The organism is Streptomyces sp. V3I7, assembly GCF_030817495.1.
Taxonomy (GTDB): domain Bacteria; phylum Actinomycetota; class Actinomycetes; order Streptomycetales; family Streptomycetaceae; genus Streptomyces.
Genome location: NZ_JAUSZK010000001.1, coordinates 5243373 through 5257575 on the forward strand (window position 1 = coordinate 5243373; position 14203 = coordinate 5257575).

The 14203-nt window shown below is 70.4% G+C and carries 8 protein-coding genes; 6 read left to right on the forward strand and 2 right to left on the reverse strand.

Annotation, left to right across the window (positions count from 1 at the left end; translation table 11 throughout):
* Positions 1-50: 50 nt before the first annotated feature.
* The 3 genes from dxs (at position 51) to QFZ74_RS24440 (ending at position 5209) form a co-directional block, all read left to right on the forward strand.
* Entirely contained in the window at positions 51-1982 is a 1932-nt protein-coding gene (dxs, locus tag QFZ74_RS24430; RefSeq protein WP_307622959.1) for a 1-deoxy-D-xylulose-5-phosphate synthase, read from the forward strand.
* A gap of 158 nt (positions 1983-2140) precedes the next feature.
* Positions 2141-3670 carry an amino acid permease gene (locus QFZ74_RS24435; RefSeq protein ID WP_307622960.1) on the forward strand — a complete coding sequence of 510 codons (1530 nt, stop codon included), beginning with the start codon at positions 2141-2143 and terminating at the stop codon, positions 3668-3670.
* 87 nt (positions 3671-3757) lie between these two features.
* Complete coding sequence (locus QFZ74_RS24440; protein ID WP_307622961.1) at positions 3758-5209, forward strand: glycosyltransferase family 39 protein; 1452 nt, start codon at positions 3758-3760, stop codon at positions 5207-5209.
* A gap of 10 nt (positions 5210-5219) precedes the next feature.
* Here QFZ74_RS24440 and QFZ74_RS24445 read toward each other — a convergent pair whose 3' ends face one another.
* A complete protein-coding gene (locus QFZ74_RS24445) occupies positions 5220-5591 on the reverse strand; it encodes an NTP pyrophosphohydrolase (RefSeq protein ID WP_307622962.1) in 372 nt (123 codons plus the stop codon).
* Positions 5592-5790: 199 nt separating this feature from the next.
* On the opposite strand from QFZ74_RS24445, the gene QFZ74_RS24450 reads away from it, so the two are divergent.
* The gene (locus tag QFZ74_RS24450; RefSeq protein ID WP_307622963.1) at positions 5791-6909 is read left to right on the forward strand and encodes a hypothetical protein; all 1119 of its coding nucleotides are present in this window, start codon (positions 5791-5793) and stop codon (positions 6907-6909) included.
* Between the two features lie 63 nt (positions 6910-6972).
* Here the strand turns inward: QFZ74_RS24450 and QFZ74_RS24455 are convergent, their stop codons facing one another.
* Positions 6973-8094 (reverse strand): LCP family protein, encoded by a 1122-nt coding sequence (locus QFZ74_RS24455; protein ID WP_307622964.1) that lies wholly within the window; start codon positions 8092-8094, stop codon positions 6973-6975.
* 445 nt (positions 8095-8539) lie between these two features.
* Between QFZ74_RS24455 and QFZ74_RS24460 the strand changes: the two genes are divergently transcribed.
* Both QFZ74_RS24460 and QFZ74_RS24465 read left to right on the forward strand, forming a co-directional pair.
* A complete protein-coding gene (locus QFZ74_RS24460) occupies positions 8540-9733 on the forward strand; it encodes a CDP-alcohol phosphatidyltransferase family protein (RefSeq protein ID WP_307622965.1) in 1194 nt (397 codons plus the stop codon).
* Positions 9730-14199, forward strand: coding sequence for a glycosyltransferase (locus tag QFZ74_RS24465; RefSeq protein ID WP_307622966.1), 4470 nt, complete (start codon positions 9730-9732; stop codon positions 14197-14199). The genes QFZ74_RS24460 and QFZ74_RS24465 overlap by 4 nt, the downstream gene beginning before the upstream one ends.
* Positions 14200-14203: the final 4 nt, after the last annotated feature.

Sequence of the window (14203 nt, forward strand, 5' to 3'; positions counted from 1 at the left end):
CTCGACGGGCCCGGCAACAGCTCGATCAGTTCTACCGCAAGGAGGCACGGGTGCCGCTGCTGACCCGCATCAGGGGACCGCGCGATCTGGACCGGCTCAGCCCGGAGGAGCTGGACCAGTTGGCAGAGGAGATCCGCACCTTCCTCGTCGACGCCGTCTCCAAGACCGGCGGCCACCTCGGCCCCAACCTGGGCGTGGTCGAGCTCACGATCGCCCTGCACCGCGTCTTCGAGTCGCCGAAGGACAAGATCCTCTGGGACACGGGTCACCAGTCCTACGTGCACAAGCTCCTCACCGGACGGCAGGACTTCTCCCGGCTGAAGATGAAGGGCGGCCTGTCCGGCTACCCCTCGCAGGCCGAGTCGGAGCACGACGTCATCGAGAACTCGCACGCCTCGACGGTCCTCGGCTGGGCCGACGGCCTCGCCAAGGCCAACGAGCTGCAGGACCGCGACGCCCACGTCGTCGCCGTCATCGGTGACGGCGCCCTCACCGGCGGCATGGCCTGGGAGGCGCTGAACAACATCGCCGACGCCAAGGACCGCCCGCTGGTCATCGTCGTCAACGACAACGAGCGCTCCTACGCGCCGACCATCGGCGGTCTCGCCAACCACCTGGCGACCCTGCGCACCACCGACGGCTACGAGCGCTTCCTCGCCCGCACCAAGGAGGTGCTCCTCGAGCGCACCCCGGTCGTCGGCAAGCCGCTCTACGAGACGCTGCACGGCGCGAAGAAGGGCTTCAAGGACTTCATCGCCCCGCAGGGCATGTTCGAGGACCTCGGCCTGAAGTACGTCGGCCCGATCGACGGCCACGACCTGGAGGCCCTTCAGTCCGCGCTGACCCGCGCCAAGCGGTTCGGCGGCCCGGTGATCGTGCACTGCCTCACCGAGAAGGGCCGCGGCTACCAGCCCGCCCTCCAGGACGAGGCCGACCGCTTCCACGCCGTCGGCAAGATCCACCCCGACACGGGCCTGCCGATCGCCTCCTCCGGCGCCGACTGGACCTCCGTCTTCGGCGACGAGATGGTCGAGCTCGGCAAGGAGCGCGAGGACATCGTCGCCATCACGGCCGCGATGCTCCAGCCCGTCGGTCTCGACAAGTTCGCCAAGACCTTCCCGGACCGCGTCTACGACGTCGGCATCGCCGAGCAGCACGGTGCCGTCTCCGCCGCCGGCCTCGCCACGGGCGGGGTCCATCCCGTCTTCGCCGTGTACGCCACCTTCCTCAACCGCGCCTTCGACCAGGTGCTGATGGACGTGGCCCTGCACAAGTGCGGCGTGACGTTCGTCCTGGACCGGGCCGGCATCACCGGCACCGACGGCGCCTCCCACAACGGCATGTGGGACATGTCGATCCTCCAGGTCGTGCCGGGCCTCAGGCTCGCCGCACCGCGCGACGCCGACCAGGTGCGCGCCCAGCTGCGCGAGGCCGTGTCGGTCGACGACGCGCCGACCGTGGTGCGCTTCTCCAAGGGCGCCGTCGGCCCCGCCGTACCGGCCGTGGGCCGCGTCGGCGGCATGGACGTGCTGCGCGAGCCCGGCACCGGCACCCCCGACGTGCTGCTGGTCTCCGTCGGCGCACTCGCGCCGATGTGCCTGGAGATCGCGAGCCTCCTCGACAAGCAGGGCATCTCCACCACCGTCGTCGACCCGCGCTGGGTCAAGCCCGTCGACGAGGCCATGGCCCCGCTCGCCGAGCGGCACCGCGTGGTCGTCACCGTTGAGGACAACTCCCGCGTCGGCGGCGTCGGCTCGGCCGTCTCCCAGGCGCTGCGCGACGCGGGCGTGGACGTACCCCTGCGCGACTTCGGCATCCCGCCGCGCTTCCTGGACCACGCCTCCCGCGCCGAGGTCATGGCCGAGATCGGGCTGACCGCGCCCGACATCGCCCGCCAGGTCACCGGCCTCGTCGCCAAGCTGGACGGGAAGTTCGACCGTACGGCCGCCCAGGTCGACTCGGTCGAGCCCGCGCGCGACTGACGCTGCTGCCGTCCCGGGCCACACGCCCGGACGGGCCGGTTTCGCCACCGCAACGGGTGGCGGGACCGGCCCGTTCGCGTGACCGCGCCGGTGTCGGGGCATACGTACGACGCCCCCTCTCGATCATGTCGAGGACGCCAAGCGTGGGAGGTAACCCCGTGAGCAGTACCCTCTTCCGGACGAAGAAGGTCGAGCAGTCCATCCTCGACACCGAGGAACCCGAGCACGCGCTCAAGAAGTCCCTGTCCGCGCTGGACCTGACCGTCTTCGGCGTCGGCGTCATCATTGGCACCGGCATCTTCGTCCTCACCGGCAAGGCCGCCAAGGAGAACGCCGGACCCGCGGTCGCCCTGTCCTTCGTCGTGGCCGGTGTCGTCTGCGCCCTCGCAGCCCTCTGCTACGCCGAGTTCGCCTCCACCGTCCCGGTCGCGGGCTCCGCGTACACCTTCTCGTACGCCTCCCTCGGGGAACTGCCCGCCTGGACCATCGGCTGGGACCTGGTCCTGGAGTTCGCGCTCGGCACGGCGGTGGTCGCCGTCGGCTGGTCGGGGTACATCCGCTCGCTGCTCGACAACTGGGGCTGGCATCTGCCCGACTATCTCGGCGGCCGCGACGGGGCCCACGGCTTCGGGTTCGACATCCTCGCCGCCGCGCTGGTCCTGGTGCTCACCTGCATCCTCGTCATCGGCATGAAGCTCTCCGCCCGGGTCACCGAGGTCGTCGTCGCCATCAAGGTGACGGTCGTCCTGATCGTGATCGTGGCCGGCGCCTTCATCGTCAACGCCGACAACTACAAGCCGTTCGTCCCCGAGGCGCGGCCGGTGGAGGCGGGCGGCAACCTCAACGCCCCGCTGATCCAGCTGATGGTGGGCTGGGCCCCGTCCAACTTCGGCGTGCTGGGCATCTTCACCGCCGCCTCCGTCGTCTTCTTCGCCTTCATCGGCTTCGACGTCGTGGCCACGGCCGCCGAGGAGACCAAGAACCCGCAGCGGGACATGCCGCGCGGCATCCTCGGCTCCCTGCTCATCTGCACCACGCTGTACGTCGCGGTGTCGATCGTCGTCACCGGCATGGAGCGCTACGACCGGCTCTCCGTGGCCGCCCCGCTCGCCGACGCCTTCAAGGCCACCGGGCACCCCTGGTTCGCGGGTGTCATCAGCTTCGGCGCCGCCATCGGCCTCACCACGGTCTGCATGATCCTGCTGCTCGGCCAGACCCGCGTGTTCTTCGCGATGAGCCGCGACGGCCTGCTGCCGCGCTTCTTCTCCCGCGTCCACCCCCGGTTCCGGACCCCGCACCGGCCTACCATCCTGCTCGGCGTGCTCATCGCGGTCATCGCGGGATTCACCAGTCTGAGCGAACTCGCCGAGCTGGTGAACATCGGCACGCTGTTCGCCTTCATCGTCGTCGCCCTCGGCGTCATCATCCTGCGCCACACCCGCCCCGACCTGCACCGCGCCTTCCGCACCCCCTGGGTGCCGGTCCTGCCGATCGTCTCCGTCCTCGCCACGCTGTGGCTGATGCTGAACCTGCCCGCCGAGACCTGGATCCGGTTCGCCATCTGGATGGCGATCGGCTTCGTCGTCTACTTCGCGTACGGCCGCTCGCACAGCCGCCTCGGCCGCCACCAGGAGACCACGGTCGGCGAGGTGATGGGCAACCAGAAGCCCGGAGGGGGCGGCAAGTAGCCCCGCGGCCCCGGCAGTCGAACCCACGTCAACGGCCCCGTATGTCCCGCTTCGTTCGGGGCCGCGGGGCCGGATAGCGTGCCCCTCATGCTCGCCGCGCCGCTCGCCCCGCCCCGGTCCGCAGCCGCCGCGAGAACGGCGTACTGGAGGCGGCTGCTGCCGTTGCTGGCCGCGCTGGCCTGCGTGACCCGCGCCCCGTCGTTCGCGCGCCCGCTGTGGAACCCGGACGAGGGCTATCTCGCCGTACAGGCCCGCATGCTCGCGCACGGCGGACGGCTCTACGAGACGGTCGTGGACCGCAAACCGCCGCTCGTACCCTGGCTGTACGAGGGGGCGTTCGCGCTGTTCGGCTCCGATTCGCTGGCGCCGGTCCGGGTCCTCGCGATCCTCGCGCACCTGCTCACCGCGGTGCTCCTCGCCTCCCTCGCCCGGCGCCGCTGGGGCGACACCGCGGGCCGCACGGCCGGGGCGCTGTACCTGCTGATCTCCGTCGGACTCAACCCCGAGGACGCGCAGGCCGCCACCTTCGAGGTGTTCATACTGCCCGGCACGGCCGCCGCGATGTGGTGCGCCGACCGCCGCCGCTGGGGCGCCGCCGGGACGGCCGTCGCGTGCGCGATGCTCGCCAAGCAGACCGGCGGGGCGGTGCTGATGCCCGTGGTCTGGCTGCTGCACCGCCACGGTGCGCCGCGGGGCGCCGTCCTGCGCCTGGCCGCCGCAGTGGGGGCGCCGCTGCTCGCCGCGGCCCTGCTCACCCATCCGGCGGGCTTCGTCTTCTGGACGCTCACCGGCTCGGGGACGTACGCCTCCTCCCTCGCCGGCTCCGAACTCCACGTCCTCGCCCGCGGCCTGACGAACGCGGCGATCCTCACCGTCGCCTGCGCGGGCCTCGTCCCGCCCGTCGTACGCGCCCTGCGCCTGGCCCGTACCGGAGCGGCCGACCTGTGGCTGTGGGCGGCCTCCTCGGCCGCCGCCGTCCTGCTCGGCCTGCACTTCTTCGGGCACTACTTCCTGCAACTCACCCCGCCGCTGGCCCTGTTGGCGACGGCGGCGCTCCAGGTCCTGCCCCGGGAACGGCTCACCACCGCCGTCCTCACCACGGCCTGCTGCTGCGTCCTGTTCCTGACCTGGGGCCTGCTGGCCCCCCGCCCCGAACTCACCCACGCCCAGCGCGTCGCGGCCGCGGTCGCCTCCCGTACGTCCCCCGCCGACCGCGTCCTCGTCTGGGGCATGCACCCGGAGACCTACTGGCTCGCCGCCCGTATACCGGCCACCCGCTACCTCACCGCCGGCCTCCTCACCAACTACAGCGGCGGCCGCGACGGCCCGCAGGTCGGCGAGCGGTACGCAGTCCGGGGCACCTGGCCCGTCTTCCGCGAGGAGCTCACCACGCACGCCCCGCCCCTGGTCGTCGACGACTCCCGGGGCAAGCCGTACGCCGCCACCCGCCTGCCCACCCTGCGCCGCCTGCTGGCGCAGCGGTACGCGGCGGTGGGGGAGGTGGACGGGGCGGTGGTGTACGCGCGACGGGACCTGTAGTCGGCCTGGCTCAGCCGAGCACCGTGCGCGGGCCCGTCACCTCGGCGCCCAGGTCCTGCACCCGGCGGCGCAGCTCGCGGTCGGCCGTGACGACCAGGCGGGGGCGGTCGGCGGCCTCCTCGACGAGCCGCACGATGTAGTCGTCGCCGCTCTTCGGGGCGGCCTTCACCTCGACGCCGGGCACGGACTCCACGCCGCGGGCCGCGCCCTCGACCACGAGCACCAGGTCCACAGGAGTGGGCCGTCCGGGCAGCCCGTCGGCGGCGAGCCGGTCGCGCAGCCGCTCGGCGGCCCCCTTGCGGTCCCGCCACCACCCGTCGGGTACCGAACCGACCACGTTCGCGGCGTCGACGATCACGAGCACGGGGGCTTCCTCGTTCATGTCCCCAGCCTCGCACGGCACCCGCACACACGACAGCGCTGCGTCGCCGTCGGTTCCGTCCGGCCTGCGGCCTGTCCATGCAGTCACCATGCCTTGTTCACCCGGTGCTCACTTATGATGAGCCCGCTCGGCCGCCCGTACGCAGGTTCGGGAGTGGGGGGTCACCCGCGCCGGGAGCAGGGAAGGGAAAGGTCACCTCATGCGGACCAGATCCGGGCGCGGCGCCGCGCGGGGGAGAGTGGTCGGTGCTGCCGACCACGCGGTTGTGCCGTACGCCGCCCAGCGGACGCTGGGCGGCCGCTGGCTCATTCTGGGCCGGGACGGCCGGCTGACCGCGTACGCGCGCACCGACGGCGGGCTACTGCGCTGGACGGAACTCCGGCGGGGCGGCCCCGAGTGGTCGGGACCCGACTTCTTCCCGGTGGCGGACCTCACCGATGTGACGGTGGTCCAGGGTGCCGACTCCTACGTCCACTTCCTGGGTCGGCGCGAAGTACGTGGGGCCGAGAGCCCGGCTGCCGTCGACATCGTGCATGCCGTCCAGTACCAGACGGGCCGTCCGGTCACCGAGTGGCGGTCGCTGGGCAACCCGCACCGGGACCGGGCCGAGGCGTCGCGCCTGGGCGTTCCGATAGCCGCGGTCAGCGGCTCGGGCCGGGTCTACGTCTTCGTGCGGGGCGCCGACGGCGGCGTGATCGTGCGGCGAGAGGGCCCCACCGGGAAGTGGGAGCCGTGGCATGTCCTCAAGGGCAGCCGGGCGCGGGACGGACTCGTGGCGGTCGCGCACCCTTCCGGCCGGGTCGAACTCCTGGCGGGCGGCGAGACCATTGCCATGCGGTGGCGGCAGGACGAGACTGACGGCGCCTTCCGGCAGGACCCCAACATCCCGGTGCGTGTGGCGCCGGGAACGGTGTCGGCGCTGGCGACCGGCCCGGAGCGGACGACGTACTACTGGGCCGCCCCGGACGGCGGCGGCTTCGTCGCGCACCGGCCCGGGGAGTGGGCTCACCCGCTCGGCGGCGCTCCGGCCGGGGAGCCGCTCTCTGCTGTGCGCGCGACTCTGGACGCTTACGACTGCACTGTGCTGGCCCACCGGGACCTCGAAGGCCAGGTCGTCCTGGCCGCCTACGGCACCGAGAACGAGCAGGGGGGCCTGTGGTGGGCGCCGACCGGCGAACGCCTGCTGGGTTCACCGGCGCTGGCGCTGGACGGCTTCGGCCGGGTCGTGCTCGCCGTCCTCGACCCCGACGGCACCCTCCGCATCGCCCGCCAGGCCGACGCCCCGGGGCTGGAGCTGGCCCCTTCCCTCCGTGTCTGACGCCGGTACGGTGCGCGGGGCCGTAGCGCGACGGCGTACGGCCCCTTAGCGTGCCGTCCTCGCTCAGGGAGTGGGGCTTCCGCCCCGGGCCGGCGACTTCTTGGCCGACTCGGGGATGGTCTCGTCCTTGCGCAGGGCCTGCCACAGCTGGCTTGCCTGGGGCTCGGCGGGCACCACTCGGTTGGGGTCCTGGACGTCGTACCGCACCGGAAGCATGATCGTCTCCATGGTCGACGGGTCGACGCCGTTCATGCTGCGGCCGAACTCGGCGAGCTTGGTGAGCGAGGCGAGGTCGGAGTCGGTCGTCAGCGACGAGGTCAGCTGCTTGGCGATGGAGTACGACTTGCCGGGGCTGCCCATCAGGTCCTGCTGCTTGATCTCGGAGAGCAGGGCGGTCAGGAACTTCTGCTGCAGCCCGATGCGTCCGAGGTCGCTGCCGTCCCCGATGCCGTGCCGGGTGCGCACGAACTCGAGGGCCTGGGTGCCGTCGAGCTCGTGGGTGCCGGCACTCAACTCGAGCCCGCTGGACTTGTCGCGGATGTCCTGGTTCACGGTGACGGTGACCCCCCCGATCGTGTCCACGAGTCCCTTGAAGCCCGCGAAGTCGATCTCCATGAAGTGGTCCATTCGCACCCCGGACATCTGCTCGACGGTCTTGACGACACAGGCCGGACCGGCGAGCGAGTAGACCGAGTTGAACATGACTCGGTCCGCCGCGGGAAGCTTGGTGCCGTCCGACTTGGTGCACTTGGGGCGGGTGACCAGGGTGTCGCGCGGGATGCTCACGGCGACGGCTGCCTGGCGTCCTTCGGGGACGTGGATCACGAGGGCGGTGTCGGAGCGTGCGCCCGCGACCTTGCCCGTGTGAAGACCGGCGTTGGCGCCCGCGCGCGAGTCGGAGCCGAGGACGAGGAGGTTCTGCCCGGACGTGGGCAGTTTCTCCGGGCGGTTGTCGCCGATGGCCTGGTCGAGATCAACGCCCTTGATGTTGGAGTCGAGGCCGTTGTACAGCCAGTACCCCGTTCCGCCGGCGGCCGCGACGAGCACGGCCAGGGCTATGAGAATCTTCCGGCCGGTGCGGCGGCGCCGGGGGCGGACGGTGCCCTGGTCCGGCCCGTGATCGCCGCCGGTCCTGTAGGGCGGGTCGTCGGAGTCGCTGTGCTGGGGCGTCGAGACGTGGCTCATCCTGCTTCGAGTTCCTCGTTGGTCGTGCCCCGCGGGGCGGTGGAAGCGGCGTGGGACGCGGAGGGGAGGAGCGGCCGGTGCGCTGCCCGACCGATCCCGCGCTGCAGGCCGAAGACCGACTGATCCTGAACGAAAAGTGATGGGTCTGTAAACATCCGGTCCGTGACAGGTTCATCAGTGACGGCACTTGATGGCCTTGCGCACGGTCGCACGAGGGCCTGTTTCGAAGGTGAGCCGCCAGGTCCGCAAAAGGTTGTACGGAATTCCTGTGATCAACCTCGCTGCCAGCACATCTGACTGAATCTCGACGCATAGGTGAAGCATGGTTAAAGTTTCACCATCTCGTGTGACGGTTTTGTGAACGCAAAAGTCCGTCCGTGAGACTCCGGGGGCGTCGGTCGTACCGCGGGGAACTTCGTCTCATTCGGTGCGTATCTGAGGAGTTATGGCCAAGCTGTCGCTGCGGGCTGTCCAGAGACTGACCTGCAAGAAGCGCGATGCCTGGTGGACCGTTTTCCTGGTCGACCCGCTGGCGACAAGGCTTCTGATCGTGGTCGCCCGCTTCAAGTTCATCACGCCCAACGGGGTCACCTGGGGTGCCCTGTTCGTCGGCCTGGCCTCGGCGGGACTCTTCCTGAAGGGTGACCGGGAGTCTCTGCTCATCGGCGCGCTGCTGTACCACCTGAGCTTCGTCCTCGACTGCATCGACGGAAAGCTGGCCCGGCTCAAGGGCAACGGATCGGTCTTCGGCGGCTGGCTCGACTACGTCTTCGACCGCATCCGCGTGCTGTTCTGCGCCCTCGCCCTGATGGGCGGCCAGTTCCTGCGCACGGGCGACGCGCGCTATCTGCTGGCCGCCCTCGCCGTCGTCTTCCTCGACATGCTGCGCTACGTCGACGCCCTGCAGATCTACAAGATGCGCATGGCGATGCGAACCAAGATCGAGCGCATCACCGCGGAACGTGCGGAGGCCGAGCGGGCTGAACGGGAGGCGGCCGCCGCAGACCAGGGCACGCCGGTCCTGTTCATGGAGGACCTGCTCCGCGAGAACCCCGCTTCCTCCGTCGAGACCCTGCGCGCGGAGGCCGGCACGGCCCAGGTGATCGACCTGCACGAGCAGTTCCGCGGCCAGTTTCCCTGGTGGACGAGGGTCAGGCGGGCGATGCTGCGCACCAGGATCCGCCCACACCTGATCAGCGGTATCGAGTTCCAGATGTTCGTGTTCATCGTCGGCCCGCTGCTCGGCGAGATCCTGTGGACCACCGCGGTCTCCAGCGCCCTGCTCCTGACCTTCGAGCTGATCATCATGTACAAGTTCTGGCTCTCCACCCGGGACTTCACCCGCGTCATGGGTGACATGAGTACGTCCCCGGTCGTCGTCGGCGCCATCGCTCCGGAGCTGCTCCGCGGCCGCCATCGCCGCGCTGCCGCCGAGGCTGCGTCCCCCGACGAGCGCCACCGCGAGGCCGATCCGGCCGACGAGCCCTACTGGGACCCAGATCCGGCCGACGACCCTGGCTTCCGCCCGTTCCCGGAGCCGCAGTACCACAACGACCCCCCCACCGAGCAGTTCCCGGCCACGCAGATGCCCGCGCACTCCATGGAGACGCCCTGGCACAACGGGGGACACGCACGATGAACGAGCCGCAGTATCAGTACGACGCCTCCGCGTACACGGTCACCGTCGTGGTGGCCGCCTACAACGCGAGCGCCACCCTCGACCGGGCACTGCGCTCCGCGCTGAACCAGACCCACCGCAACCTCGACGTGGTGGTGCTGGACGACGCCTCCACCGACGGCACCCTGGCGGTCGCCCACCGATACGCCGAGAAGGACTCCCGGGTCCGCGTCGTGGCCCGCTCCCGCAACAGCGGCGGCGTGGGGTCCCCCCGCAACCACGGCATCGAGACCGCCACCGGCCAGTACCTGATGTTCCTCGACGCCGATGACGAACTGCCGCACCGGGCCTGTGAGGTGCTGCTGGCCTCGGCCCTGGACACCGGGGCCGACATCACCGCCGGCCGCGCGCTGCGGGTCAACCTCGCCAAGGACGAGACCACGGTCTGGCAGCCGCAGCTGTACGGTACCGACCGCCTGATCACCGGCGGTCTGACCGCCATGCCCGAACTGGTCGAGGACCCGATCGCCGCCGCCAAGCTGTACCGCGTCGACTTCCTAAACCAGCACGGCATCCGCTTCCCCCAGGGCGTGCACTTCGAGGACACCTACTTCTCCACGGTCGCCTACTACTTCGCCCACGCCGTCAGCCTGATCACCGCGCCCGTCTACCGGTGGATATGGGAGCGTGAGACGGACACGCCGTCCATCACCAACCGGCGCGGCGAACTGCGCAGCATCCGCGACCGGGTCCTGGTGCACCACTGGGCTGACGAATTCCTCGCCCAGCAGGGCGCGCACGACCTCATCGCCCGCAAGGCCGCCAAGTTCCTCTCGCACGACCTCGGGCTGTACACGCGCGAACTGCGCGCGGGCGACCACGTCTACCGCGAGGGCTTCGTCCGCGCCACCGCCCCGTACCTGTCCGGACTCCCCGACGACAGCTACGACCTGTGCGGGCCACTGGAGCGGGTGCGTGCCTTCGGCCTCATGCACAGCAGGATCGACGTGGTGCTGTCCGCCGCCGACTACGCTCAGCGGCGCAGCGTGCTCAGTTCCGACCTGGTGGAGCGTGACGGCCGGGTCTACTGGTCAGGCTCGCTGCTCGGGCGGCCGGACGCCGAGCGCTTCCTCGACGTCACCGACCTCGACCTGACCGGCACCAAGCTGTCCGACGCGCGGCTGTTCAACCAGGCGATCCGGGCAGAGATCAGCGACGGCCGCCTCCACGTCACCGGGTTCATCCGCAACCAGTTCGGCCGGGTCGGGCGCAAGGACAAGCTCGAACTCACCGCCGTGATGCGCTGTCGCGGCCCGCAGGCCGATCACAGCTTCCCGGTCACCGGCGTCGAGGTCGACGAGAACTACATCCGCTACCACACCTCCGTCGACCTGGACCAGACCCTGGGCCGGCCCGGCCGGCCGCTGACGTGGAACCTCTTCGTCCAGGTCCGGCACGCCGGGCAGCGGGCGACCACCACCGTCTGCGTGCGGGGCGTGGACATCGAGCAGGCACGCTTCACCGGCGGCGAGGCGACGTACGAGATGTACGAGACCGTCAGCGGCAACCTGGCGCTGCGTCCGGAGACCAGACAGCAGGAGGTCAGGAGCGACCGGGGCGACCAGCCGTGGACGTGGTGGACCGACATGATGCCGTCGGAGCCGTTCGCCCCGTCCGAGCGGCACCGCGCGGCCGTGGTCGTGCACTGCCACAACGACGAGTACAACCTGCCCGAGTTCCTTGGCTCCCTCGACCGGCAGCGCGATTTCGCACGCATGCAGGTGGTCCTCGTCGACGACGGCTCGACCGACGCCACCGCGGGCCAACTGGCGGACTTCGCGGCCCGCTACGCCAACGTCACGGTCGTCACCCAGGTCGCCATGGGCATGCGCGCCGCGTTCGACCACGGCCTGCGTCATGTGACCGCGCCCTACGTCATGTTCGCGCGCGCCAGCGACATCGTCGGCGACGGCTGCCTCGCCCATCTCGTGGCCGCTGCCCACAAGGCCAGGGCGGACGTCGTCGTCGGCCGACCCGACAACTTCCCCGGGCCGAGCCGGAGCGGGGACCAGCCGTGGCTGCGGTACTTCGGGAAGGCGGCCCCCGAGGTGGAGCGGCTGCACGACGCGCCGTACCTCGTGTTCGCCACCGGCCTGGGCGCGAAGCTGCTGCGCACCAACCTGGTCCGTGATCAGCGCCTGAGCTGCGGGGGTGGTCCCGGTTTCGAGGACGCCTGGCTGACAGTGCCGGCCCTGCTGCACGCGGGCAGGGTGACCACCGCGCCGAGGGCCACCTGCTACGAGCGCGACGCCGAACAGAACGACTCACTCTTCGACCTGCCGTGGAACGACCCGGTCAAGGCGCAGGAGCTGCTCCGGCTCTGCCGACACCTCCTGAAGCGGGCTGCGGCGCTGGACGCCCGTAGCCTGCGCCTCGCGCAGCGCTTCGTCGTGCGCACCTTCCAGCCCTACCTGCGCAACCTGCACCGCATCATGAGCAGGGCCGAGCTGGCCCTCATCTTCCCCACGCTGCATCAGGTGTACGCCGACCTGCCGGACGAGCTGATACTGCAGTACGTCACGGCCGGCCCCGCGCGGCTGCAGCACCACGCCGTACGCACCGGCGATCTGGACCTGTTCTGCGAGCCGCACACACGGCCCGAGTACCGGCCCTATCTCCACCTTGACGACCAGGGCCTGTACCGCAGGCTCGCCACGGACCCGGTGGAGACGTCGCTGCTGCGCGTGGACCGGCACCGCATCGTCCTGGAAACCTGCCACATCGACCCCGAACAGATCGTCTTCGAGGGCCTGCTGGTTCTGTCCGGCGTCGACATCAGCCAGCTGTTCGCCAACCGCATCGAACTCGTCCTCTCCGACGGGCACACGGAACGGGCGGTCCGTGTCGACCAGGTGTACCGGCGCGACCGCTGGCGCACCCGCAAGGAGCAGGACTGGTACGGCGGCTGGCGGGCGGTCGCCCGGCCCGAGGATCTCAGACCGCTCGACAACCGGGACCTGACGCTCACCCTGCGTATCCACGACGGCGACCGGCACGTGGACAGCCCGGTCGACGCCCGCCAGATGCTGCACCGCTTCAAGGGCGTGCACCGCGCGGGCAGGGCCACCATCATCCTCGGCATCGACGACGACCAGAAGATCACGCTGCGCCGTGTCACCGGAATCACCAAGCGAGCCGGACACAAGGCGAGGCGCTTCGTCAAGGAGTTCCGCGCCGCCATGCCCGGCCGGCCGGGCTGGCGCACGCGGCTGCTGTACTGGCTCTGCCACCCCTGGCTGCGCGGCAAGGACATCTGGATCATCGGCGAGCGCGAGGACACCGCGCAGGACAACTCGTACCACCTGTTCACCTGGATCCGGCGCAACAGGCCGCGGCGCAAGGTGTACTACGCCATCAACGGCGACGCCGCCGACCGCGCCAAGGTGGCCCCGCTGGGCCGGGTGATCAACCGGCTGTCCTGGCGGTACCGCGTGTACCTGCTGCACGCCAGCCGGCTCATCAACGCCTACGATCTGGAGGCCTACCTCGGCTTTCCCGGTCTTTCCAAGCGGGCCTTCCTCACCGGCTATGGCGATCTGCTCCGCTACAAGCGGGTTTTCCTGCAGCACGGCGTCGTCTACAACGACGTCGCGCCGTCCATCCACGCCCAGGTCACCAACGTCGACATGGTGCTCACGACCGGGCGCAGCGAGCGCGCCTACTTCGCCGAGCACTGCGGCTACGGCTATGACCGGGTCGCCGCCACCGGTCTGCCGCGCTTCGACGCGCTCAAGCCGGTACCGGGACGGCCCCGCGTTCTCGTCATGCCCACCTGGCGGCGCGACATCGTGGCCCCCTCCTACAACAAGGCGGCCAAGCCGGAGATCCCCTTCGCGGCCTCCGAGTACTACCGGTTCTTCTCGGCGCTCCTGCGCGACGAGCGGCTGCTCGACGCCTTGCAACGGTACGGCGTGGAACTTGAGTTCATGCCGCACTACGAGATCCGGCCCTACCTCAAGCACTTCCGCATCGACCACCCGTCCATCACCGTCTCCACCACCGGGCGCGATGTCCAGCTGGCGATGCGCGAGTGTTCGATGCTCGTCACCGACTACTCGTCGGTCTTCTTCGACGTCGCCTACATGGGCAAGCCGATCGTCTACACCAACTTCGACGACGAGAGCTTTTACAGCAAGCACTACAAGCGCGGCTACTTCGACCTGGCCAGGGACGGCTTCGGCCCCACCTGTGGAACCGTCGACCAGGCGGTCCACGAGATCGTCGCTTCCATCGAGCGCGGTTTCAAGGTCGAGCCTGCGTACCGGCTCCGCGCGGAGGAGTTCTTCGTGCTGCGCGACACCCACAACTGTGAGCGAGCCTTCGACGTGATCGACACGATGGATGCCGCCGTCGCGGGCGACTCCGGCCGGCCGTCCGCGCCGCTGGTCATGGGACGGCCGGACGAACCCGCGGCAGGAAGGAGGTGACGGC

What these genes read in the sequence shown, in the direction of transcription:
- QFZ74_RS24440 (WP_307622961.1), top strand. Translation starts at nt 3,758, where the DNA reads ATGCTCGCCGCGCCGCTCGCCCCGCCCCGGTCCGCAGCCGCCGCGAGA.
- QFZ74_RS24445 (WP_307622962.1), bottom strand. Translation starts at nt 5,591, where the DNA reads ATGAACGAGGAAGCCCCCGTGCTCGTGATCGTCGACGCCGCGAACGTG.
- QFZ74_RS24450 (WP_307622963.1), top strand. Translation starts at nt 5,791, where the DNA reads ATGCGGACCAGATCCGGGCGCGGCGCCGCGCGGGGGAGAGTGGTCGGT.
- QFZ74_RS24455 (WP_307622964.1), bottom strand. Translation starts at nt 8,094, where the DNA reads ATGAGCCACGTCTCGACGCCCCAGCACAGCGACTCCGACGACCCGCCC.
- QFZ74_RS24460 (WP_307622965.1), top strand. Translation starts at nt 8,540, where the DNA reads ATGGCCAAGCTGTCGCTGCGGGCTGTCCAGAGACTGACCTGCAAGAAG.
- QFZ74_RS24465 (WP_307622966.1), top strand. Translation starts at nt 9,730, where the DNA reads ATGAACGAGCCGCAGTATCAGTACGACGCCTCCGCGTACACGGTCACC.